Consider the following 24,468-nt stretch of genomic DNA (forward strand, 5'->3'; position numbering starts at 1 on the left):
CGGTTCTCCTTTCCGCCCTATCGGAGATGGAAGTTACTCTCCGATAGGGACTTTGATCACTTAAGCGGCTCAGTAATTTCACCTGATTCAGGGTCTACATTTATTACCTCTTCACCGGCAGGTTCAGTGTCATGGCCGACTCGGGTACTGAATGCTTTGACCTGCTCGGAAAGCTTGGATATCAACGCATATTCGTCGGCGGTCAGATCCCGATCTACAGCAAACTGAGCCTGTGAATAGGTGATACCGCTTGAATTGGTCGCCTTTTTCAAAGAAAAGCGAGTAACAACGCTGTTTGATTTTTTGCCTTTAGAAAGCAGCCTTTTGATGTAGCGGGAAAACTCTTTCAACGATCCTGTTGGCAATGAGAGTATCAACGGGAAAATCTCCCCTTCACGCAGTACATATATCCTGCGGCGGTTCTTGCAAGCTTTGCTGCCGTTTTCCCCCGAACCGAACTGATTATATGGGCATTTGGCACAGCTTCCTCCGGGGTCTCCTTCGCCGGTTATACCATCAAAGCTTCCGCAATCCGGTGGGTTACTGCCTCCGGTATACTTGTCCTTGTAGTATGCATAAAGTGGATGATGATAAAGGATTACCGCTGAGAATTCTTTGACAGTATCAGGTTCTCCGGGATTTTCCCCGGGTACTTCGAATACTGTGCTGCCTGCGGACGGGATTTTTATGCGTTCAAAAGTCATGTCAAGACCGTCAAGTTCTGATGCCATTGCCTCGTCAAGATTGAAATCAGCGAGCTGAAGAAAACCTGTATTTTCGTTAATAGTTACGAGTTCATTGTTTTTCATGCTTTTATACCTCCGTAAATATGAATTTGAAATGTAATCTATATCATTGTTCTTTGAAGCATTGTTCTTCGAACAGTTATTCCTTGAACATTGATATTGGAGCATTGCTTTCTGAAGCTATTTACCTTGCTGCTTTCCGCACAGTTACTGTTGTCTTTTCGAAGACATTCACAAGGCCTTTCAGCCAGTCCGGAAGCTCGTCCCCATTCTCCGCAATCTGTTCTTTAACAAATGCTGACAGGGAATTTGCATTGACTGTTTCATAGATGAGTTCTCCAAAGCCTTTACTGCGTAGTGCGTCAAACAGTTCCTCCTTCATACCTGCGGCAGCACTGGCTCTTGTTGTCGTTGAAAGGCAGAACATTGTTCCTGCTCTTGTGAAGTTTTGCGTCTCACTGCTGATCATCAGCTCAGACAGGCGGTATTCAACATCGTCAATCTCTGCATTAATGCTTTTCAGTTCCTCTTCCGCGGCCTTTTTTGCATCGCGAAGCTCCTTAAGACGGTCAGCAAGTTCAAACATCGCATTATCGCTCATAGCTTTCACCTCCCTCTGGGGCAAAAGGATTTGCTCCTTTGCGGTAGTCGTCTATCAGCATTTTTGCAAGATCTGCCTTATTGCGTAGGGCAGTCAGGATTTTTGAATCCACAGTACCCTTGGCAATAAGGTAGATATATGTGCAGCCATTCTTTTGTCCAACTCTATGGATGCGGGCCTTTGTCTGCTCGAAATTCGACATGGAATAATCAAGGGAGTAAAATACCATTGTGCTTGCAGCAGTCAGCGTAATACCGAGTCCAGCGGTTGCAATCTGGCCTACAAACACCATGCAGTCGGGATCACATTGAAACCGGTTTACTTGTTCTTGGCGATCCTTAGTCGCACCATAAATACACGCATAGCCGATGTTCTTTTTCTCCAGCAACCTGCATATAGCATGAATTTCAGGGATAAACCTTGCTATGACAACCAGCTTATGTCCTTCTTGAATACTGCTTTCAAGGATATCTTCAAGAGCTTTCAACTTGGCATCACTGACTTGCTCGATTTTCCCACCGTCATCGCTTCCGATGAAGCCGCCGGTTAATTGCGAAAGACGAAGCAAGCGTGTCAGTATGTTTGTAGCTGTTACTTCTCCTGCTGACAGCTCAGTATAGCTTTGTTTGACAAGCTCTTTATATTTCTTTAAAGTGACAGGCTCAAGCTCAATATGGCGAATAATATCGGTGGTTTCCGGCAAATCCAGACACTCCGCTTTGGTCGCCCGGAATGCAATGCTGTGAATCCTTTTCATCAAATCCTGTTCCATTGATTTTTTCAGCACTGGCGTATGGTTGCCATAGCCAACCATGTTGAAATACCGGTTTCGGAATGCATAGAAGCTATTTCCAAAGATACGAGGATCAAGAAACTTGTACTGGCTGAATACATCTATGGCTTTGTTGGTTATAACCGTTCCTGTCAGTAGGAGCCGATACTGGGCAAGCAAGCCCAATCGGTGCATTGCTTTTGAAACCGCTGTATTATGAGTTTTAATTTTATGTCCTTCATCGGCGATGATAATGTCAGGATGCCAGTTTGCCAGTTCCTTTTCCATTCTCCATGCAGATTCGTAGTTGACTACCACCACATGGACACCTTCGCCAGTTAAAAATCTTAGCTGTTGGATTTTCTTTTGAATCATGCCATTAAGGACTATAAGCTGATATGGGAAATCTGCGAACCGTTTAAACTCGTCTTCCCACACTCCCAGAATGGAAAGTGGCGCAACAATCAGCACACGTTTTATTCTTCCTGCAGCAAGCAATGCTCCTATAATGGCGATTGAGACAAGCGTTTTTCCGGTGCTGTTCAGCCCATTTCCATCAGGAGCGCTGCACCCCATCCGGAAATGGTAGGAAAACCACCACCCTTCAAAAGTCCAAATAGACTACAGATGAAATTGAAAGCACGAATTTGATGCTTGTATGGTCTGCCCTTTATGGGCATTGGAATTATTTGCTGCGCTTTTGCATTGTTCAAAGAGTCTTGCATCTTATATCCTCCATCCTTCAATTTTGAGGGTTGGCCAACTCTCTGACTCAATGCTACTCGAATTGCTAAAGCCTGTCTGGACATCTAAAGTCCATGTTTTAGGCAAAAAAATAGCCATTATGCAGTAAGGTTCTTGCACCTTTTTTGCATAATGGCTGAAAATCTCAGTATTATAACCTGTTTATAATAAAAAAAAAAGTTGGACTTCAGAAGTCCAACAATTTTTTAACTTATCATTTCTTTATATGCCTTTGCACAAAGAGGGGAAAGCCCCAAGGCTTCCAAAACTTCATTACATTCATATATTGTATGTCCTCTGTACGAATGAATCAGCTTTTTATATGCCAATTGTTGTGGGGTGTTATTGAGAGTATAGCCGGCAAGCCTTAATATCTCTTCACTATATGTAGGGCTTAGCTCCAATCCGATGCAGATTGCAACAACAGTTTCTAAAGTTGGATTGTTAAGTTCGTTGTTTTTTATTCTGTCATATGTTTTTCCTGAAAGCAAAGTCTTTTCTATAAAAACAACCTTATTGTAACCTTTTCTTTTGATATGTCCATATACCGCTTGGGAAAATGTCTGGGTTGTACGGCTCAAATGCTGACTTTCTTCGACGAGTTCTTCGTGAAATTTCTTTAGCTCTTCTGAACGATTAAATACTTCCATATTATGCTTGTCCGGATTAAATGTCGGCACTCTGTTATAATCCGGTGTAGCTTTACGGAACATTATAGAATCGAGGTATACTACAATGTCCATTTTTGAGGCTTTATTTAATTTTAAATCAAACAGAAGGCAGCATTCATCTACATGCAGTTTTGCATAGTCTGTAAGATCAATGCTTCCATTTTCTAACTTTTTAATGTATTTGGAGTCGTTAATAACGTAATGACCATCAACATAAATAAAATTACCGCTGTCTATAATCTTTGCGAATTCCGGATTTGCATAGTATTCAAAAAAGGAATCGCTTAGGCTAATACTGTATGTTTGATTCTTATGTAATGAGTCCGCCTTAAATGAATAATTGCTGATAAAATGGTCATCTACGTAGGTATATACACCTTCAACTTCCTTATATCCAAGGTCAAGCATCCTTATTTTGGCTGCTATCCTTGACACCTGGAAGAAGTCAGCTAATTCATACACGACATTTTCCATTATATTTAGCCTGTCGTGAGTACCAAAAAGGAGCTCATTCTTTTTAATTAGCTCCTCAATCTTTTTAATGGTCATTGATTTAGGCATAAGGATGCGAGGTGCTATTCCGTTAGCATGCCATTCCATCCAGTCTTCTGGCGTCCATTGCTTTTTGTATTTAGTTGTTTCGTTTACTCTGCAGCTTATGAGTAAAGCATCGCTGTTATATGTCTTAACTAACTCATGGTATTTTCTATGCTTATACCAGTGAACACACTCATGAATAATGGTATTGTTCATGCACCCTATGTTTCGCATGAAATACACATTAGGATCCACGAGAATTGTTCCTCTTGAAACTTCCAAAGGCTTATATGCTCTTTCATTTCTGTCGTAATATTCTATCGTACAATCTCCAAAAACTATTTGACCGAATATAGTGAAATGCTTTGTTAACTGGATTTCCTTAACCTTAAGCCCCATTCTTTTCACTACTTCGTCTACCGGAATAGGTATAGGAGTACTTAATGCTTCCGGGCAAAATTCACTTAGAAAATCGGTAGCAACATCGTCAAACTGTTCCTTTTCTATAATTGGCACTAGATACTCAGACAGTCGGCCTAATTTGCTTTCTCTGTACTTGTTGTATATTGAAACAGAGTTGATTTGAAAATTCTGAATCCCGTCATCAAGGTCAGCTTTACAGGAGATACGGAACCATTGTTCTATACCATCAGTCTCGCGATTCCTTCGTACTGTTTCTGCAATTTCAACTTCGGCAGAAACAATTACGTCAAATAAAATACTGTTACCTGGCGAGTCAGTTATGTCTATCATTATGATGTCAAAATCGGATAATGCTGCTTCATCCGGTGATTGCACACGATATGAGTTGGATTCAAGCTTATCCGGGTTGTCCTCTATATACTCGGACAATTCGTTAAAGAGATCATTATAATACATATTTGCAATAACATCTCTGAACGAGCTGACACTTGCCATACCGTACCTCCCTGATTACATTTCATCATTTCAGACCAAATATTTCCTTATGTAAATTATAGCATAAATTGCGAAAAACACAATAATTAATTTGCGAACTCAAATTTTTGTTGTGTTTTAACCAGCTTTATGATATTCTTTATATTACAAGGCGAGGTGACAATTATGGCCGTAAGCTATAAAAAACTATGGAAACTCTTAATTGATAAAGATATGAAAAAGAAAGATTTAAGAGAAGCGGCTGGTATTAGTACATCTTCTATGGCAAAACTCGGAAAAAACGAAAACGTAACAACTGATGTGCTTGTAAAGATTTGCAAGGCATTAAAGTGTGATATTTCAGATATTATGGAAATTATTGATGATAAAAACTAATTTGATTTTAGATTTCTTTTTACCATGCTTCTCCACCTTTCATTAATATATTTGATATTCGAGTGGCAATCGCCACCTCCTTATTAGTGTTTTCACTATGCTTGTCGAGCAAATTGCACCGTTTAAAATGTAGCAAGAGCCTCATATATGTAATTTTTGTATTGTTCAAGATACTCTATCATTTTTTTCAATATCTTCATCATCAACAATTTAGTTCTCACAATTTTGCTTTTTTCTATGACTGAGTAGAACCATTACTAAACCTGCTTGGAATATAATCTGTAAATAGACGATTGCCGACTTTAAAACTCCCCCTCAATAATTTTAATGAATAATTTAAGAGTGCAACTGAATGATGCAGATTTATATATACTATAAATACGGTTTGCCATATCTTGATGCATGTTCTTTCAAGAAACTTTTATAATATTCATTCTTTTCGATTTAAAAAATCTAAAGAAACTTCATGTACCTTCAGAGCACCTCAATTGATAATTCACATGATATTATTTTATCATAACATTAGCTACATAATGATTATAGTGCCACTATGTAAAAAACCGAAATCTATTTGACCAATGAGTTATTTTTAGCGAATTTTACCCAAAAAACTCCTAAATATCGCATTGACCAATGAGTTTTCATTGACGCTTATATAAAAATTGGATATACTTTTATTAAGCACTTAAAAGGGAGGATATGCATGACAAAAAATTTAAATTTAATAGAATTAAAGAATAACTTTCTCAGTAACACTTTTAAGAATGAAGACGATGTAAAAATCAACTTCCATTCAGATATCATAAAGCCAATTTTAAGAGTTGTAAATCCACTTAGAGCAAACCAATATAGCAGCGAGAATCGATTATTATCTGGAGGCAGAACTGATGCAACATTCCAGAATATATCATTCGAATATAAAAAATATGGCTATTTTGATTCAATGGCAGGAATCGATGAAGCTCTATACGGAAGAAAGAACCAAAACGATCATGGGTTATATGATTACATTATAAGTGATTCAGGCATTACTAGAAATGATGATGTTGATACTATCACACAAAAAATAACCAACAATATTGGCGTTGGATTTGATGGTAAGACATTTATTTTTGCCAGATTTATTAAATCACCTAAAAAAACAAAACTCGATACTTCAAAAACAACCATCGGCGATCTTCCAGAATTGAACATTCAGTTCCATTATGAAGTAAAAGATTTCGATTCTGGTTTAAGGAAATTGGTATTATTACTTAAGCAACAAAATAAAATTGCACTGACAAAAAAGAATCTTTTGGCCTTAATCAATACAAAAAGCCCGTTTGTACGAGAGAGTATCAAGTCCATTTACAATGAACTTGATTACAATATTAACGACTTAAGTGGGAGTGATCGAATTAGAACACTTTATAACGAATGGGATAGAGTGTTTGGAGTTATGTATGGCGAGGATGCAGAAGCTACTGAATTTAATGCTGTATCTCCCGCTATTAAAGAAGCTTATGGATTCGAAGAAAGTTTTGAATTAAACAGCAAAATGTACCTTTTCTCAATGCAAACCTTTTTTAATATTTTCCTTAAGCTTTTGATTTATTCATTCCTTTCTGAACTTATTAGTCCAGCATTCACAACAAAAACTGTACTTGATAAGGCTCAGATAGACTTGCTTTTTGACGGAAACGACGAGGAAGAAAATAAGATTATAAACAATTTCTTTGAAGCCCACTTCCTTGAATGGTTCACATATTCAGATAGTAGTTTCGAGGTAGATCTAATTAATAGAACCCTTGAATTAATTAGTAATTTTGATTTAGGAACATATGTATTAAAGCCTGAGGAAGTACAGGACATTCTTCAAGAAGTGTACATGGAATTAATTCCACCAGAAATGCGTCATTTAATGGGTGAATATTTTTCTCCAGATTGGATTGTAGAACATGCGCTTAATATGGTTGGTTATGATGGAAGCATCGACAAAACTTTAATAGATCCAACCTGCGGTTCAGGTACTTTCCTGACACAGGCTCTTAAAAGAATTATTAGTAAATGCGGTGGAAAGCTAACCTATGAGGATATTCAAAAAATAACACATAATTTAGTTGGTTTTGATATAAATCCAATATCAGTAGTTTCAGCAAAAGCGAACTTTATATTAATTATATTCTCTGCATATTTTGATGAGATTGAAAGTAATTTTGAAGAGCCGGTAAGCATTCCAATATATATTGCGGATTCTATTCTATCTCCAGTTGTATACTCTGAAGAAAACGATGATACACTTGTTATTCAGACATCTATCGGAGAGTTTGAAATACCAAAATTCAAGAAATATTGTGACGCTAGTGAATTCTTAAAACAGCTTAGCTTGGCGATACATGAAAAACCAAACTTTAATCGTTTCTGGAATAAAGTTATAAGATTGGGGTTAATTGAGGATTCAAGCAAAGATATAATTAAAAAGTTATTTGATCGGCTATATGTTCTTCATAGAGGTGGAAAAGATTCTTTCTGGCCTATCATCTTAAGGAATAGTTTTGCTCCAATAATGATTGGGGATAAATTTGATTTCGTAGTAGGTAATCCACCATGGATAGCTTGGAAATCAATGAGCAAAAGTTATCGTGAAGGAACTTTAGAAGTTTGGCAAAGCTATGGTATCTTCGAAAAAAATGCCTATGATAAAAAAACAACTCATGATGATTTTGGTATGGCTGTTACGTATGTTGCCATAGATCAATATCTTAAAGTTGGAGGTGATATGGTTTTTTTATTGCCAGCTTCATTTTTAAAGTCAACTAAAGGTGGAGAAGGTTTTAGAAAGCTATCAATTGTTCGAAATAGTCAAAATGTTCCTTTCTCTATAGAACGTGTTGATGATTTTTCTAATGTTAGACTCTTTACCATACCTACGGTTGCTGTAAAGTTTAAAAAAGGTACCCCTATGAAGTACCCATTATCAAATTATAGAGTATGGACACAAGTGGGTAGAAAATCAGTAATTGATTCCCATGAAAAGTGGCTTGATGTACTACCTCGATTAACTTATGAAAACATGAATGCACAGCCTGTAGATCCTTCTGATATACAATCTGCCTGGTTAACTTTACCCGATATGAATTTTGCTAACCATATTCTTGATAGCTCAAAACCTAGATATTATAGAGGTAGAAAAGGGATTGAACCTGCAGGGGCAAAAGGGGTCTATATTCTAAAAAAGCCCAAAAGAACCAAGGAGGGATTATTAGAAATTGAGAACGATATTTCTCGCCAGAGAAGAAAGGACATTTTAGCAAAAGGGGTTCATAAAGGAATAATTGAAAGTGATTATGTCTATCCAATGCTAGGTGGGAGAAATATCGAAAGATGGGCTGTAAAATCTAATGAGTTTATGCTGGTACCTCACTCTTCAACATATAAATATGGGATACCCGAAGAAGAATTAGAGCTTCTTGCTCCACTAACCATAGAATGGTTAGATTACTATCGTGAAGAATTATTAGCAAGTAGAATTCAAAATGGTAAGTTTTATAATCCCGAGACTCAGCCATTTTACAGATTAGATAATGTAGGAGAATATACTTTTTCACCCTATAAAGTCCTTTGGAAAGAACAAACAGGAAGTATGTCTGCTGTAACAGTAAGCTCATATTATGAATCTATTCCAAACGCTGATTTAGAATTATTTGATAATGATAAACCGATTGTTGTTGATTCTAAAGTTCTCATGCTTGCTGTATATGATGAACTTGAGGCATACTATGTTTCAGGTATCTTAAATTCACCAAATGTTAGAAATGTTATTGATGGCTATGCTATCTCAACTAATAGAGGTATTGATGTATTAAAATATTTGGCTATTCCCCAATATAGCTCTAAGAATAAGTTGCATACTGACATTGCAAGAATCTCTAAAGATATACACTTGGAGATGAAAAAGCAACCAAGAAACAGTACACTTATTAGAAAGTATGAAAATGAGCTTAACGATATAGTTCACACTCTATTTACCACAAATTGGGAAGAGACATAATAAATATATAATAATGGCTATGATACATGATGCTGCGAAATCAAATTATACAACCAATCTGTCTCCTCAACCCCCTGTAAAGAAGGCGGTTATCTAATCTGGTAACTCAACTCTATATTTTCATGGCAGTTGATATGTTCCCGCAAACAATAAAAATAAGGGTTTCCTTACATTGACACTTCAGGCTAAACAGCCAAAAGAAAAGTTCAATGTCTGGAAACCCTTTTATTTGCAGGTACTTTCAGCCCTCTATTTATCCACCGTTGACATCAATACTACCGTCTCAACATGCCCGGTATGCGGAAACATATCCACTGGCTGTACTTCCTGTGTCTTATAACCACCGTCTTCTAAAATCCGCAAGTCTCTTGCTAGTGTTGCTGGGTTGCAGGAGACGTAAACAATGCGGTTTGGACGCTGTTCTAAAATGGTTTTCAATAGGGATTCGTCGCAGCCTTTTCTTGGTGGGTCGACCATCAAGACGTCTGCGTTTTTGCCTTCTTTGTACCAGCGCGGGATGACTTCTTCGGCTGGACCTGCTTCAAAATAAGTATTGTCTAATCCGTTTAGTTTGGTGTTGCGTTTGGCGTCTTCGATGGCTTGCGGGACGATTTCGACACCCATGACGTATTTTGCTTTTTTCGCCATGAAGAGTGAGATGGTGCCGATTCCACAGTAGGCATCGATCACGGTTTCTTTGCCTGTTAGTTGCGCATAATCAAGGGCTTGTTTGTATAAGACCTCTGTTTGAATGGGGTTGACTTGATAAAAGGATCGGGCTGAAATTTCAAAGCGAACACCACCGATATGATCTTCAATCGTGTCTTGTCCCCACAGATGGATGGTTTCATTGCCAAAAATAACATTTGTGGTTTCAGGATTAATATTCTGCATGATCGATGTTACATTTGGGACAAGCTTACGAATAAGGGCAATCGCTTCCTCTGCTTGTGGGAATTTGCGTTTTTTTGTGACTAAAACGACCATCACTTCACCAGTTGCTCGAGCTTTTCTGACAACTACGTGGCGTAGCATCCCTTGTTTCGTTTGCTCGTTGTATGGTTTGATGCCTAATTTCCAAAGACGTGGTTTTAAGCCTGCTAAAATGGCATCTGCCTCTGGTGTTTGAATCAGACAGCGGTCTGTGTCGACGATGGCATGGGATTTTGTTTTATAAAAACCTGCAATGGGTGCATCCCCGTTCAAACCGAATGGGATTTGTGCTTTGTTTCGATAGTGCCAAGGGTTGTCCATTCCTTTTACCGGATGAACAGGTGCATCTATTTTGCCGATGCGCTTCATGACATCGCAAACCATTTTTTCCTTCCATTTTAGCTGTGCCTTATAAGAAAGATGTTGCAGCTGGCAACCACCACATTGTGAAAATACGGGACATGGGGCATCTACTCGATCTGGTGAAGCCACTTCAATTTCCACAATTTTGGCAAAACCATAATTTTTTAATGTTTTTAAGACATGGACTTTTGCTTTTTCATCAGGCAGTCCACCTTGGATAAAAAGTGGGTAGCCATCTACTTTGGCGACACCCGCGCCGTCATGTGTTAAATCTTCTATATCAACCGATAATTGGTCATTTTTCTTTACTGGTGCTGTCATTCGTGCATCCTCCGTTTCAGTCCTTCTATTGTATCATGACGCAAGCAAAGAAAAAATCCAAGAGCCCCTATTGCCCTTGGATTTCATTTTATTTATCCCGCTTGAACGGACAGTAAGACCCCCACCTCAAGATTTAGAGAAAAACGAGAAGATAGATGGGGGATCAACTGTCCGTAAAAGTCTGACTGGTTTAAGTGGGCAGGATGTTAGTTTCTCAGATATTGCCACAGGACGTAGCGCTGTTAACCTGAGTTCCTCTATTGCAGTGGGGAGGAAGAAAACCCCACTGATGGAAGCTTCACTTTATTTATTTTTCATTCCTTGTAACAGCGCTATCTCTAGAAGCGACATAAAAGCCAATGACAATGGCGACAATTACTACGATAAACGGTGCATAGAAAATCAGAAATCTTTCCATTTGGCTTTTCCTCCTTACGCGTGATGATCTTTTTTCCCTCTTACATAATCTTTGTTAAATAGGAATAATTTCAGCACTAAATACAAAGATGGAATGAGTAATAACAGTCCCAGAACAAAGGCAACGACTAAGGCAATGGCCATCGCTTGATTTGTAAACGAATCGTATAATGTGAGGAATGGGTACAGTAAGTATGGATAATGCGAAATGCCATAGCCAAAGAAAGCAAATGCAAATTGACCGATCAATAGCCACAAGGCCACTCCATAATGTCGTTTCATAGCGATACACCAAACTGTTACTACAAACATCACTGCGGAAATAGCAAATAAATACCAAAAGTCAATCATTCTATTATAATGCTCAATATTGTGCTTTCTTAGCTCCACCATAATCCCGATCACTGCGATAACTAAAGGGAATGCCCAAATCAATGCATATTTTCGCAATAAACTGGTGGCCGCCGAATCGCCCGCTTTATTGGCATACCAAGTAAGAAATGTGGCGGAAATATAAAGAACAGCCGCTAGTGCTAGCACAACGATACTCCACGTAAGTGAGCTCGTAAACAGCGCACCATAATCTAATACAGGTCGATCATCAATAACGGTGACAAACCCTCCTTCAGAGATTGTCAATACCACCGATAATGCCGCGGGGATTAATAGTCCCGATACACCATACATGAACGAATACCCTTTATGCCCCCTCGAACCATATGACTCAAATGCATAATAGCTCCCTCGAATGGCGAGTAACACAAGTGCAATACTAGCAGGTACGAGTAAAGTGGTGCCATAAAAGAAAGCGGTTTTGGGAAAGAAACCGACAATTCCTACGAAGAAAAATACTAAAAAGACATTCGTGATTTCCCATACGGGTGATAAATAACGTTGAATGATATTGGTTAAAATGTGATTTCTTCCAGTGATCAGACTGTATGCATTGAAAAAACCTGCGCCAAAATCGATTGAACCGATGATGACATAGCCGAATAAGAATAGCCATAATACGGAGATGCCTAGCACTTCCAAACTCATGAGATACCACCACCTTTTTCAGCATGACGATCTGCAATTTCTTTTTCGATAGGATTTCTTTTAAACATGCGGCGAAGCACAACGACACTTCCGATTCCTAAGATGAGATAAACGATACAGAATATCAATAACATTAAATCTACATGATCACTCGAAGTAGCTGCTTCCGCTACCTTCATATAATGTACTAAGATCCATGGCTGACGACCAACTTCTGCAAGCCACCAACCAGCTTCAATAGCAATCATCGATAGTGGTCCACCAGCTACGACCACCCATCTAAACCATCTGGAATGGATAAAGCGCCATCTTCTTAACTTTCCAATCACATAAATGGCAGATACACCTACCATGAAGAAACCAATCATCACCATCAAATCGAATAAGAAGTGAATATAGAGTGGTGGCGTTTCATCCTCTGGAAACTCATTTAAACCTGTTACTTCAGCAAAGGGATCATTATGCGCTAATAAGCTTAAAGCGTATGGTATTCGAATGGCATATTTCACATCTTCCCCATCCCTTAGACCAAATACTAATAATGACGCACCTTTTTCAGTTTCAAAGTGCCACTCTGCAGCGGCTAGTTTTTCCGGTTGATATTCGACCAGATATTTGGCAGAAAAATCCCCAACGATGGCAGTGCCGATCGAAAAGACCAATCCTAGTTTCATAAATAAATACAAGGACTTTTTATAATAGATATGTTTAGAGCCCTTCAACATCCGGAAAGCAGCGATTGAAGCTAGCACAAATGCTGATGTCATATAGGCTGTTAATAGCACATGTCCGACCTTTGTCGGCATAGCTGGGTTGAACATAGCAATGATCGGTTGGATATTGACGATTTGACCATCAACGACATCAAATCCTCGAGGAGCATTCATAAAAGCATTCACAATAGTGATGAAAATAGCGGATACCGATGCACCAATAGCGACTGGTATTAAAAGCAGGAAGTGTTTCTTTTGGTCTTTAAAGCGGTCCCATGTATATAAATAAATTCCTAGAAAAATGGCTTCAAAAAAGAAAGCGAATGTTTCCATAAAAAGAGGCAACGCAATAATATTACCGGCTAGTTGCATAAAATTTGGCCATAATAGTGACAGCTGCAAGCCGATTGCTGTCCCGGTGACAACTCCGACGGCTACCGTAATCACAAATCCTCTTGTCATTCTTCTAGCCAATAGAATGTAATGCTCATCATTCTTTTTGATCCCTATCCACTGAGCAATCATGATCATCAGTGGAACACCGACACCAATTGTGGCGTAAATAATGTGAAATGTTAAAGTAAGCTCTGTTAGAAGGCGGCTAAAAAAAACCGCATGCTCATTAACCATTGTTAAACCTCCTTAGTGTCCAATCATTCTTCCTAGTATTGATAGCAGCATAATGCCCGCGACGATAAAGCTAATCCATATCAGCATTTTTTCTTGTTTTTTGTACAATATGGTTTCTCCTTTAACAGCCATGTCCTTCTTGTTATATGAAATGATTCGTGAATACATGAGATGACGATTGCTTTTTTAATAAAAACTAAACATTCAATCATATAAGCTTAGTATGCTCAGTTTTTACCGTGATAATGTAGAATAATTTCGACTTTTTTCTAAAAATAGGATTTATCATGTGCATTGTTGTTTTTAGATGATAAAATGGAATACCTTCTCTATATTCTCTTGTAGCGAAAACTAACCGCAATTGGATTATTAAAAAAGTCCATTCAACTCTAAAAATGAACCTTCTTCATTCAAATGAAAGAAAAGATGGACTTTTACACGCGTGTTAATTTGATAAAAATTGGAGATGTCTGTTTGGCATAGTTTTTGAAGAACTCTGCATTTTTTAGGACCATTTATATAGATCTTCGCTGTGGCTTGCTCCCGCGGGAAAAGCGAATAGATGAGACCCCGCAGCGAAGCGATTGAAGGAACGGAATTGTAGTGCGCCACGTCCTGTGGCAACGATTCCGTGACCAACATCCTGTTGCCCTCAGCATTCGCCCGCATGAGTCGTGCAAGCCTTCGCTGTAATCAACAAATTCCCCTATTTTCATGGATTAAATTGGATCATCAACACGCCTGTAAAAAAGTGATACTATAGTTTTTCAGTTGCCTATAGTAAATTTGAATAACGCCTAAAAATTAAAAAAAGCTAGAGAGTGTGCTTTTACACTTTCTAGCTTTTTAAGCAAGATATTAGATTTATTATTGATCGATTCCTCTTATTTCATCAATAGGTGCGAACAATTCAATATGACATTTTAGATTTTCAAATTCGGCTGGTGCATCTCCACCATATTCGCCGTCTAAATTCAATTGTACCTTTTCATCTGATGTAATCTTTAGCTTACTCGCTTTTGTATAAATAATATGAGGGTCTTTCATATGTTCTCCACGGCTCGCTAAAGTTACGATTTTGACGAAATCCGCTACATTGCATTTTTTTAGGATAAAGACTGAAAATAGTCCATCATTTAAGCTTGCATCTGGCGCAAGCTTTTCAAATCCACCCACTGAATTGGTTAAAGCAATTAATACCATCATCGCTTCATCATCAAATACTTGATCGTCAAATTCAATACGCATTTTCGTGGCTTTGATAGATGGCAGCATTTCGATTCCCTTTAAATAGTAAGCAAGTTGTCCTAGTACTGTTTTTAATCTACTTGGGACTTCGTATGTTAGTTCTGTAATTCTACCGCCGCCAGCTATATTGATAAAATAGCGATCATTGTTTACACGACCAACATCTACAGGGATGCTATTCCCTGCAATAATAATATCAACTGCTTTTTCAATATCACGTGGAATATGGACTGCACGGGCAAAATCATTTGTAGTTCCCATTGGGATTAATCCAATTTTAGGCCTTTTTTCAAATTCACTTACCCCTGAAACGACTTCATTTAGAGTGCCATCACCACCTACAGCGATGATAATATCAAATTCTCTTTTTACTGCATCTTTGGCAGCAGTAGTTGCATCTCCGGCACATGTTGTCGCATGACAAGATGTTTCATACCCTGCAACTTCTAGCTTTGCTAATACTTCAGGTAAATGTTTTTTGAAAATCTCACGACCTGAAGTAGGATTATAAATGATACGTGCTCGCTTCATTGTTTTACCTTCCTACTCTAGTTATTCTAACTATATAATAACGAATTCTTTAGGAAATAGTTCCTGCTTTTTTTGATAAAGTGAATCAAAATAAAGGGCTTTCATTGTCCCACAGTCACTATTAAATAAAGCTTATCTATGCTAAAGGATACTGCCCCGATGTTTTGATTATCCAATTCAATCTATAAATGGTAGGGTAATTGTTGATTTTCGCTCCGACTTGCTCGCTATCCCGCGGGACATTGAATTTGCTTCCTGAATCCACACCGCACGAAGGAAATGCGCAGGTATTTCCGAGGACTCGAGTAAGCCTCCGACAATCTATGCAAATGGAGCTAAAAATACATGATTCTTGGAAAACTATAGCAAATATAGATCCTATTTTCCCCCTAATCAACACGTTTGATGACGCTATTACTTTTTATTGATCATTAAATTGAATAGTACTTTTATAAAGTGAAGCTTCCATCAGTGGGGGTTTTCTTCATCCCCCACTGATGGTTAGCTAAACCAATCGGGCTTTTACGGGCAGTTGATCCCCCCACCTATCTTTCTCGTTTCTCTCTAAACCTTGAGGTGGGGGTCTTACTGCCCGTTAACGCGGGATAAAAGCAGAAAACAAGCTGTCTCATTTTACACACATAGAGGCAGCCATATATAGAATTCGTTCGATTTATCAATTACACCCCAGTGTAATTGTGTCAGGATTTTAAATCATACTTAAAAGTAAGTCTGTTAATCACTGTGGTTAGCGCTTCGCTTTCGTTTTCAAAAGCATTTGCGATTGTTGCTTCACTTTCACGTAAAAATATCTGTGACTGCCACTTCGTTCTCGCCATCAAAAACATCTGCGACTGTCGCTTCGCTTTCACGTAAAAATATCTGTGACTGCCACTTCGTTCTCGTCATCAAAAACATCTGCGACTGTCGCTTCGCTTTCACGTAAAAATATCTGTGACTGCCACTTCGTTCTCGTCATCAAAAACATCTGCGACTGTCGCTCATTAAAACACCTGTAACTTTACTCCGCTTTCATACATAAAACATGTGCTACTGTCACCTCGTTTCCGTGACTGAAACATTTGCGGCTGCCGCTCTGCTTTTGCAGCATAAAACACGTGTATCATCTCAAATAAACGATCCATAAATGTCAACAGTCTAAATTAAGCTTTTTTCAAAATCCGTGACATCCGCCTAAGGCTTCATCTTCATCTATTTTATACCGAAATAGCTACGTTCTGCAAATCTCCTTATTGTGAAAGGGCTAAAATGAGGGCTCTGCTAATGTCTTCATAAACCCAACCCCAGAACTGTTCATTCGTTGCGTTTTCTCTTGTAATACTCGAAAATAGTGCTTGTTGTTTCTCTGCAAATGCAGGATCATCCTTGTTTGGTAATTCACTCATTCTTTTCACCACATATTCTTGAAGCCGTGGTGCACGCGGTCCCCATTTACCGATAACATTTCCTTGATGATCCAGTAAAATGTAGATTGGAATGGAACGTCCTCCATTTGTTAAATATCGGTCGATCAATTCTATATTTTGATCGCGCAATACGACTCTTACTTCTATATCCGCTCTTTCTGCAATCTGGCGCAGAACTGCATTATTCATCATTGCATCTCCACACCATTCTTCTGTAATGACTAAAATATGTGGTCTTCTTTCACTCAATAGAGAGATAAAATTTTCATCATATGGTAGCTTGAAATTCTGATAAACGTTAAAACTTTCATCCTTATGCACTTTCATTTGGTCCATATAGCTTTTGATTGGTAAGCCTTCATGAAAATATTGTTGCTCCGTCTTCATATTCAAATCCCTCCTTTCATCAGTGTAAAGGGTTTCATTTCTTTTCGCAAAAATGGGATATGAAATGAGGAAAAATTCAGTCATTTGTTTGTTCCTCTATAATTCTGTAATATTATTCAATGAAATTAAGGAAGGGATGAAATCTGTTGAAAGTTCAAATTCTATTAAAAGCACACAACTTTTTGTTCTTTGGTTTACTGGCTCTTTTCATTCCATTCTTGCCTGTATTCTTGAAGGAACAGGGCTTCACCACGAGTGAAGTTGGTCTAGTTATTGGAGCAGGTGGGTTTATAACGATCATTGCACAACCTTTATGGGGACTGATTAGCGATAAGACAAAAACGTTGCGAAAAGTCATGCTTCTATTAATCCTTCTAGCTGCTGTCTGTGGTTTTATTTTATTTAATATGGAGAGCTTTTGGTTATTGGTTTTTACAGCTATGCTTGTTTACTTTTTCCTGATGCCTCTTGATCCTTTAACGGAAAGCTTAAACTATACAATGACTGAAGCTTCAGGAACAAGTTATGGTTCTGTTCGTACATATGGTGCACTAGGGTATGCGGTCTTATCATTAATCGTTGGTTATGTGATGAAATGGTTTGGGATGAATAGTGTTTCCATTCTTTTTGTGTTTCTTGGTATTGTTTGTTTCATCATCATGTGGAAATTGCCTGATGCTCCTACTTCTTCTAGACCGGTAACGATAGATGGTCTGAAAAAAGTTTTAACCAATAAGCAAATGATTTTATTCTTGCTTTTAATTTTCGCTAGCTCCATACCAGCGCGTATGAATGATACGTTTTTAGGTATCCATATCAATAACTTGGGTGGAGATACTTCATTAGTCGGGATGGCATTTTTTATCTCAGCCGCTAGTGAAATCATCGTATTTGCTTTAAGTTACCTATGGCTGCGTCAAGGAAAAGAGTTACTGATTATAACGATTGCGATCTTCTTTTATGCACTTCGCTTTTTCTTATCGGGTTTAGTAGAAGATCCGGTTTTACTAGCAATTATTCAAATTCTGCAAATGTTCACTTTTCCTATCTATTACACAGCTGCCATTCAATATTTATATCAGATTGTTCCTCGAGAATGGAGAGCAACTGGTCAAACAGTTTTAGCATTATTGTTCTTTGGAATTTCTGGAATTATTTCTTCCTCACTCGGCGGATTTCTTTATCATGTATTTGGTGGTCATATATTCTATTACACCATCGCGGCTATTTCCTTTACCGCAGGGGTATTCGGCATCAGTTTATTACTTCAACAAAAGAAAAGAAATTCTGTATAATAACTGATATTAAATTTAAAAATTATTAAATGAATCAATTTCATAATGCAAAATTCAGATAAAAAACACAAAATTTCAAATCAACATGAAAATTAATATTCAGAAATTTTGGTTCCGCTACAGACGGCGCTTTCCACGGGCTTGGCTTCAATCGCCTCGGGTCAACACGATGTTGCCCCCAGCATTCGCCCGCAGGAAAGCGAGCAAGCCTTCGCTGTAATCAACGAATCCCCCTATTTTCATGGATTAAATTGGATAATCAACACGCCTGTACGATTATATCTAATCCTTATTTAAGCAATACACCTGAAAAACTATCTATTTTTAAGCAAAACTCCACACAGCAGCGCTTCATCCCTTATTATAGAAATTAGCTAGATTGAATCTTCATTTGCCTCATGAAAGGAGGTTACTATGGATTCAAAATTGATTATTTTAAGAGGAAATTTAGGAAGTGGCAAAACAACAATCGCAAAGGCTCTACAAAAAGAATTTGGACGAGGAAATCTACTTGTTTCACAGGATGTTATCCGGCGTGATATGTTGAAAGTCCATGATAGAGATGGGAATCTATCTATTGATTTAATGAGTACGATTGCTAAATATGGTAAAGGAAATTGTGCATACGTTATTGTTGAAGGAATATTAGCCCAAAATATATATGGAGAAATGCTGCGTTCACTCATTGAATATTTTGATCATAAAGCGTTTATCTATTATTTCAATTTGTCTTTCGAAGAAACCGTGAAAAGGCACAATTCTCGTGAAAAGGCAAAGGAATTCGGTTACGAAGAATTGCACAGTTGGTGGAATCCTAACGATTATTTAGGTACCAAAGGTGAAACTTCTTTTACAAATGACATGTCGAAAGAAGAGATCCTTGCCATCATTTATCGTCAATTAAGCCATAAAAAATAGAGCCAACAAAAGGTTGACTCTATTTCTAAGTGATGTTGATTAACGTTTTTGGATTTCTTGTAAAAGAAGTTTGTTGACTAATTGTGGGTTTGCTTGTCCACGAGAAGCTTTCATAATTTGTCCCACTAGGTAGCCAATTGCACGGTCTTTACCGTTTTTGAAGTCTTCGATAGATTGTGCATTGTTATCCAAAACCTCTGTAACCATTTTAAGAAGAGCCCCTTCATCTGAAATTTGAACAAGGCCTTTTTCTTTAACGATCTTTTCTGCATCGCCACCGTTTGTTACAAGCTCTTTGAATACTTTTTTCGCAATTTTAGAAGAAATTGTACCGGCACTGATTAATTTAATCATACCGCCAAGACCTTCTGGTGTAAGGGCTGTTTCTGAAAGCTCTTTTTGTTCAGCATTTAAGTAAGCTGAAACTTCCCCCATTAACCAGTTAGATGATAATTTCGCATCTGCTCCTGTCGCTACAGTTGCTTCAAAAAAGTCAGCTGTTTCTTTAGAAAGTGTTAATACATGCGCATCATATGCTGGTAGACCGAATTCAGAAACATATCTTTCTTTACGAGCATCAGGAAGTTCTGGAATCAATGCTTTTTCGCGTTCTAACCATTCATCATCAATCACGATATCCACTAAGTCTGGTTCTGGGAAGTAGCGATAATCATCTGTTCCTTCTTTGACACGCATAAGAATCGTTTTACCCGTCTTTTCATCGAAACGACGTGTTTCTTGTTTGATTTCGCCCCCAGCATTTAATACAGCCGCTTGACGTTGTTCTTCGTATTCAAGACCTTTACGTACGAAACTGAATGAGTTTAAGTTTTTAAGCTCTGTTTTAACACCAAATTCTTTTTGACCATAAGGACGAATAGAAATGTTGGCATCACAACGTAATGACCCTTCTTCCATACGTACATCTGAAACACCTGTATATTGGATGATCGCTTTTAGTTTTTCAAGGTAAGCATAAGCTTCTTCTGGCGTGCGCATATCTGGTTCAGATACAATTTCAAGAAGTGGTGTACCTTGACGGTTAAAGTCTATTAAAGAAGAATTTTTACCGTGGAATAGTTTACCGGCATCTTCTTCCATGTGGATACGAGTAATACCGATACGTTTCTTTTCTTCGCCAACTTCGATCTCAATCCAACCATGCTCACCAATTGGTTTGTCGAATTGTGAAATTTGATAAGCTTTCGGATTATCAGGGTAGAAATAGTTTTTACGGTCGAATTTCGTCTGTTTGTTGATATGCATGTTCAATGCTAGCGCTGCACGCATACCATAATTGACAACTTCTTTATTGACAACAGGAAGTACACCTGGGTAGCCAAGGTCAATGACGGAAGTATTGGTATTCGGTTCAGAACCAAATTGGTTTGGAGATGGAGAGAAAATTTTAGATTTTGTTTTCAACTCAACGTGTACTTCTAAACCGATGACTGTTTCGTAGTTCATATTATTTTACCTCCCATGTTTGAGGTGTTTTTTCGTGGAAGTCTGTAGCTTGTTCAAATACATCTGCTACACGGTAAACTGTGCCTTCCTCGAAGTATTTACCAATAATTTGTAGACCCACTGGAAGACCATTATCAAAACCACATGGAATTGAAATAGCAGGAACACCAGCTAGGTTGATCGGAACAGTTAAGATGTCATTTGCATAAACAGTCATTGGATCATCGATATTTTCACCAAGTTTAAATGCAGTAGTTGGTGTTGTTGGACCAACAATGACATCATATTTTTCAAATACTTGATCGAAGTCTTGTTTGATCAAAGTACGAACTTGTTGCGCTTTTTTATAATAAGCATCATAAGTACCTGCTGATAATGAATAAGTACCGAGCATGATACGACGTTTTACTTCATCTCCAAAGCCTTCTGCACGTGTTTTCGTATAAAGTTCATCTAAATTCGATGCTTTCGCTTGATAACCGTAACGGATACCATCAAAACGTGATAGGTTAGATGAAGCTTCGGAAGAAGATAGGATATAGTATGCGGCTAAAGCATATTTAGAGTGAGGAAGTGATACTTCATCTACAGTAGCACCTAGCTCTTTCAATTGATCAATGGCAGCTAGTACAACTTTGCGTACACCATCACTAACGCCTTCTGCTAAATATTCTTTTGGTACAGCCACTTTAAGACCTTTGATATCACCAGTTAATTGGTCCACATAGTGAGGTACTTCTACATTTGCTGAAGTGGAGTCATGCTCATCAACGCCTGCGATTGTTTCGAGGATTAAAGCATTGTCGCGTACATTACGAGTGATTGGTCCAATTTGGTCCAATGAAGATGCGAATGCCACTAAACCATAACGAGATACGCGGCCATATGTAGGTTTCATCCCTACAACGCCACAATATGCTGCTGGTTGGCGGATGGAACCACCTGTATCGGAACCTAATGAGAATGGTACTTCTCCTGCTGCTACTGCTGCAGCTGAACCACCTGAAGAGCCACCAGGTACATGGGCAAAGTTCCAAGGGTTATGAACGGGCTTGATCGCAGAGTTTTCAGTTGCTGAGCCCATTGCAAATTCATCCATGTTCAACTTACCAATTGTGACCATGCCAGCTTCTTTTAGCTTCTCTACAACTGTTGCATTGTAAATGGGGTTAAAACCTTCTAGGATTTTAGAAGCACAAGTGGTTTCTAATCCTTCTGTGACGATATTGTCTTTTATCCCGATAGGTAGCCCATAAAGTGGACCACGTTTTTCAAATGGTACTTCATCCATTTCTTTTGCTTGTGCTAATGCTTTTTCTTTATTTAATGCTAAAAATGCACCTACTTCGCCATCAACTGCGTCAATGCGGTTATAGGCTTCTTGCGCTAAGTCAGCGATTGTGACCTCTTTGCTATGTAATAGCTCTTGTAATTCTGCCGCTGATTTTTTAAATAGTGACATGCTTGTCCCTCCCTACTAAAGTCTTATTCTGTAATGATTGGTGGTACTTTGACTAAGCCATCTTGCTGATCTTTGACATTTTTCATCATGACTTCGCGGTCTAAACCTTTAACTGCCACGTCTTCACGTAATACATTGACTAATGGCAATACGTGAGTTGTAGGTTCTACATTTGTTGTATCTAGTTCATTTAACTGTTCAGCAAAGTCAGTGATTGCACCTAGTTGAGCAGTGAATTTTTCTGCTTCTTCTTCTGTAATTGCTAGTCTAGCAAGATTCGCTACGTGCTTTACTTGTTCTTTTGAAAGTTTCTCCATTTTCCACACCTCCGAAATCGATAACCATACCGATAATAATATCATTATTCTAAAGAAATGTGCAACACACTTCCATTCACTAAAGTGCGTCTAAACACTAGAAAACAAAGGGTTTGATTTCCTTTACCATTGAATAGGCTGTGTAATTTCCATTATATCGAAAATTCAATCAGAAAATTGCCTCTTTACAAATTATACAATTTCTCAGCATAAAGTGAAACTTCGCATAGCAGAGTTTTTCTTCACCTTTATGTTCATCTAGATTTGAGCAGCAAAAAAGATCAATCTTGCTTCCTAGAATTATCCTTTTACAAGAAGGAAGCCTTCGTTTACTGTGTAAAGTAACTCCTATCATATGGCGTTTTAATGACATGACTAAAGGGTGGACATTCATATCCATATAGAAAAAGAAGTCGCCCTATTCCCTATTGGTCTGGGGCAACTTCTTTTTCACTAGTCATTATAAATATGGATATACGGCTCGTCCGTATTTGCTTCTTTGACCACTAATGCCTCTGGTCCATTGATAGAGGTAACGTTTACTTCCACTTGAAGACCTTTTGGGAATTGATCCATGACTTCGCCAGCCATATATTGAGTAAAGCCTATGATTTCGGAAGATCCATAAAATTTAATAGGAATTTGGATATCTAGTTTCTGAATCTTGCTATTTTGGTAGAATCCTGTCCCGATGATATTCGTATAATTAGAAAAATATTTATCAATATCTTGTTTAAAATTATTAAAGTTTTCGTTTATATCACGATATTTAGTATTTGTATCACTTGTTGGGAATTGTACGTATTTTTCATTTACTTTTCTCCACTCTGTAATTTTGGCGCTACCTTGACCTACATCAGTATATGCAAAATAAGTTCCCGGAACAATATCTGAACGACTTTGTTGTTTAAATAGTCCTATCATGATAGGAACTTCTGCTAGTCCATCCATTTGGCGCAATCGTTTCACTACTTGTGCAGCGATTTTTTTACCTTCCTTATCTAAAGTAGCTTGATCGATTGGTTCTTCATAAGTTGCACCATAATCTTCTTTTTGATAGTAATAGATTGAGTTTAAAGCCAGTCCAATAGAGACACCTGCTAATTTTACTTTATTTTTACCCGTCTTCTGTAAATAGTTTTGTTCCACAATATGGGCTAAGTAAATCGGTGCTTTTTTTGCTCGTTCTGTTGGCGTCATACTTTTGGTCGCTTTTGGATTTAGTCCAGCGGGATCTTGATTACTTCTTGCTAACCAAGAAGTAACCGTATCCTTATCTAAGTATTGTCCTTCTTGAAAATAATATGTGTCTGGATCAAAAGCTTGTTGAGATAAACGCAATAGACCGCTTTCAGCTTCCTTGACATCATATTTTGTATGAATATTTGAAACAATCAAACCTCTACTTGCGCTTTCTTTATATGGTAAAAGTGTCCGATAGTATTGGTCATCGATTTGCATACTAGGAATGATGGTTGTTTCTTCTTTATCTTTTGATTGATTTGTCTGTACGACGGTTGAATCTTTTGTCAAAGAAGGCAAACTACAACCTGCTAGCATAGCTGTTACAACCATAGCTGGTATAAAGCGACGGTTCATTGTTT

General features: G+C 38.0%; 19 protein-coding genes. 4 read left to right on the forward strand and 15 right to left on the reverse strand.

From position 1 onward, the window contains the following. Positions 1-56 precede the first annotated feature (56 nt). The 5 genes from FEZ13_RS10895 to FEZ13_RS10915 form a co-directional block, all read right to left on the reverse strand. Positions 57-809, reverse strand: a complete 753-nt coding sequence (locus FEZ13_RS10895) for a hypothetical protein (RefSeq protein WP_011838170.1) — start codon at positions 807-809, stop codon at positions 57-59. Positions 810-930: 121 nt separating this feature from the next. Further along, the gene (locus FEZ13_RS10900) at positions 931-1,347 is read right to left on the reverse strand and encodes a gp33 family protein (RefSeq protein ID WP_028306836.1); all 417 of its coding nucleotides are present in this window, start codon (positions 1,345-1,347) and stop codon (positions 931-933) included. Further along, complete coding sequence (locus FEZ13_RS10905) at positions 1,337-2,695, reverse strand: DEAD/DEAH box helicase (RefSeq protein WP_146552631.1); 1,359 nt, start codon at positions 2,693-2,695, stop codon at positions 1,337-1,339. The genes FEZ13_RS10900 and FEZ13_RS10905 overlap by 11 nt, the downstream gene beginning before the upstream one ends. After that, a complete protein-coding gene (locus FEZ13_RS10910; RefSeq protein ID WP_146552632.1) occupies positions 2,662-2,844 on the reverse strand; it encodes a hypothetical protein in 183 nt (60 codons plus the stop codon). The genes FEZ13_RS10905 and FEZ13_RS10910 overlap by 34 nt, the downstream gene beginning before the upstream one ends. A gap of 225 nt (positions 2,845-3,069) precedes the next feature. Continuing rightward, a complete protein-coding gene (locus FEZ13_RS10915; protein WP_146552633.1) occupies positions 3,070-4,989 on the reverse strand; it encodes an ImmA/IrrE family metallo-endopeptidase in 1,920 nt (639 codons plus the stop codon). Positions 4,990-5,154: 165 nt separating this feature from the next. Between FEZ13_RS10915 and FEZ13_RS10920 the strand changes: the two genes are divergently transcribed. Together FEZ13_RS10920 and FEZ13_RS10925 are read left to right on the forward strand one after the other, a co-directional pair. Then, the gene (locus FEZ13_RS10920; protein ID WP_146552634.1) at positions 5,155-5,364 is read left to right on the forward strand and encodes a helix-turn-helix domain-containing protein; all 210 of its coding nucleotides are present in this window, start codon (positions 5,155-5,157) and stop codon (positions 5,362-5,364) included. A 703-nt stretch (positions 5,365-6,067) separates the two neighbouring features. Next, positions 6,068-9,394 carry an Eco57I restriction-modification methylase domain-containing protein gene (locus tag FEZ13_RS10925; RefSeq protein ID WP_146552635.1) on the forward strand — a complete coding sequence of 1,109 codons (3,327 nt, stop codon included), beginning with the start codon at positions 6,068-6,070 and terminating at the stop codon, positions 9,392-9,394. Between the two features lie 249 nt (positions 9,395-9,643). Here the strand turns inward: FEZ13_RS10925 and rlmD are convergent, their stop codons facing one another. The 6 genes from rlmD to FEZ13_RS10950 form a co-directional block, all read right to left on the reverse strand. Next, complete coding sequence (gene rlmD, locus FEZ13_RS10930; RefSeq protein ID WP_146552636.1) at positions 9,644-11,011, reverse strand: 23S rRNA (uracil(1939)-C(5))-methyltransferase RlmD; 1,368 nt, start codon at positions 11,009-11,011, stop codon at positions 9,644-9,646. Between the two features lie 307 nt (positions 11,012-11,318). Then, a complete protein-coding gene (gene cydS / locus FEZ13_RS20580) occupies positions 11,319-11,429 on the reverse strand; it encodes a cytochrome bd oxidase small subunit CydS family protein (RefSeq protein WP_376752449.1) in 111 nt (36 codons plus the stop codon). Between the two features lie 14 nt (positions 11,430-11,443). Then, positions 11,444-12,469, reverse strand: a complete 1,026-nt coding sequence (locus FEZ13_RS10935) for a cytochrome d ubiquinol oxidase subunit II (RefSeq protein ID WP_146552637.1) — start codon at positions 12,467-12,469, stop codon at positions 11,444-11,446. Next, positions 12,466-13,812 carry a cytochrome ubiquinol oxidase subunit I gene (locus tag FEZ13_RS10940; RefSeq protein ID WP_146552638.1) on the reverse strand — a complete coding sequence of 449 codons (1,347 nt, stop codon included), beginning with the start codon at positions 13,810-13,812 and terminating at the stop codon, positions 12,466-12,468. Before FEZ13_RS10940 ends, FEZ13_RS10935 begins: the two co-directional genes overlap by 4 nt. 867 nt (positions 13,813-14,679) lie before the next feature. Then, positions 14,680-15,591: a diacylglycerol kinase gene (locus FEZ13_RS10945; protein WP_146549819.1), complete on the reverse strand. Its 912-nt coding sequence runs from the start codon at positions 15,589-15,591 to the stop codon at positions 14,680-14,682. A 1,250-nt stretch (positions 15,592-16,841) separates the two neighbouring features. Continuing rightward, positions 16,842-17,405: a thioredoxin family protein gene (locus FEZ13_RS10950; protein WP_146552639.1), complete on the reverse strand. Its 564-nt coding sequence runs from the start codon at positions 17,403-17,405 to the stop codon at positions 16,842-16,844. A 146-nt stretch (positions 17,406-17,551) separates the two neighbouring features. Between FEZ13_RS10950 and FEZ13_RS10955 the strand changes: the two genes are divergently transcribed. After that, positions 17,552-18,700, forward strand: coding sequence for an MFS transporter (locus FEZ13_RS10955; RefSeq protein ID WP_255473105.1), 1,149 nt, complete (start codon positions 17,552-17,554; stop codon positions 18,698-18,700). A 414-nt stretch (positions 18,701-19,114) separates the two neighbouring features. After that, on the forward strand, positions 19,115-19,618 hold the full coding sequence (locus FEZ13_RS10960; protein WP_146552641.1) for a kinase: 504 nt from the start codon (positions 19,115-19,117) through the stop codon (positions 19,616-19,618). Positions 19,619-19,657: 39 nt separating this feature from the next. On the opposite strand, the gene gatB is transcribed toward FEZ13_RS10960, so the two are convergent. The 4 genes from gatB to FEZ13_RS10980 form a co-directional block, all read right to left on the reverse strand. Continuing rightward, complete coding sequence (gene gatB, locus FEZ13_RS10965; RefSeq protein ID WP_146552642.1) at positions 19,658-21,085, reverse strand: Asp-tRNA(Asn)/Glu-tRNA(Gln) amidotransferase subunit GatB; 1,428 nt, start codon at positions 21,083-21,085, stop codon at positions 19,658-19,660. 1 nt (position 21,086) lies between these two features. Continuing rightward, positions 21,087-22,547 carry an Asp-tRNA(Asn)/Glu-tRNA(Gln) amidotransferase subunit GatA gene (gatA, locus tag FEZ13_RS10970; protein ID WP_146552643.1) on the reverse strand — a complete coding sequence of 487 codons (1,461 nt, stop codon included), beginning with the start codon at positions 22,545-22,547 and terminating at the stop codon, positions 21,087-21,089. A 23-nt stretch (positions 22,548-22,570) separates the two neighbouring features. Then, complete coding sequence (gatC, locus tag FEZ13_RS10975) at positions 22,571-22,864, reverse strand: Asp-tRNA(Asn)/Glu-tRNA(Gln) amidotransferase subunit GatC (protein ID WP_146549824.1); 294 nt, start codon at positions 22,862-22,864, stop codon at positions 22,571-22,573. A gap of 453 nt (positions 22,865-23,317) precedes the next feature. Beyond that, a complete protein-coding gene (locus FEZ13_RS10980; protein ID WP_146552644.1) occupies positions 23,318-24,463 on the reverse strand; it encodes a CamS family sex pheromone protein in 1,146 nt (381 codons plus the stop codon). Positions 24,464-24,468 lie beyond the last annotated feature (5 nt).

Source organism: Rummeliibacillus sp. SL167 (genome assembly GCF_007896505.1).
Classification (GTDB): domain Bacteria; phylum Bacillota; class Bacilli; order Bacillales_A; family Planococcaceae; genus Rummeliibacillus; species Rummeliibacillus suwonensis.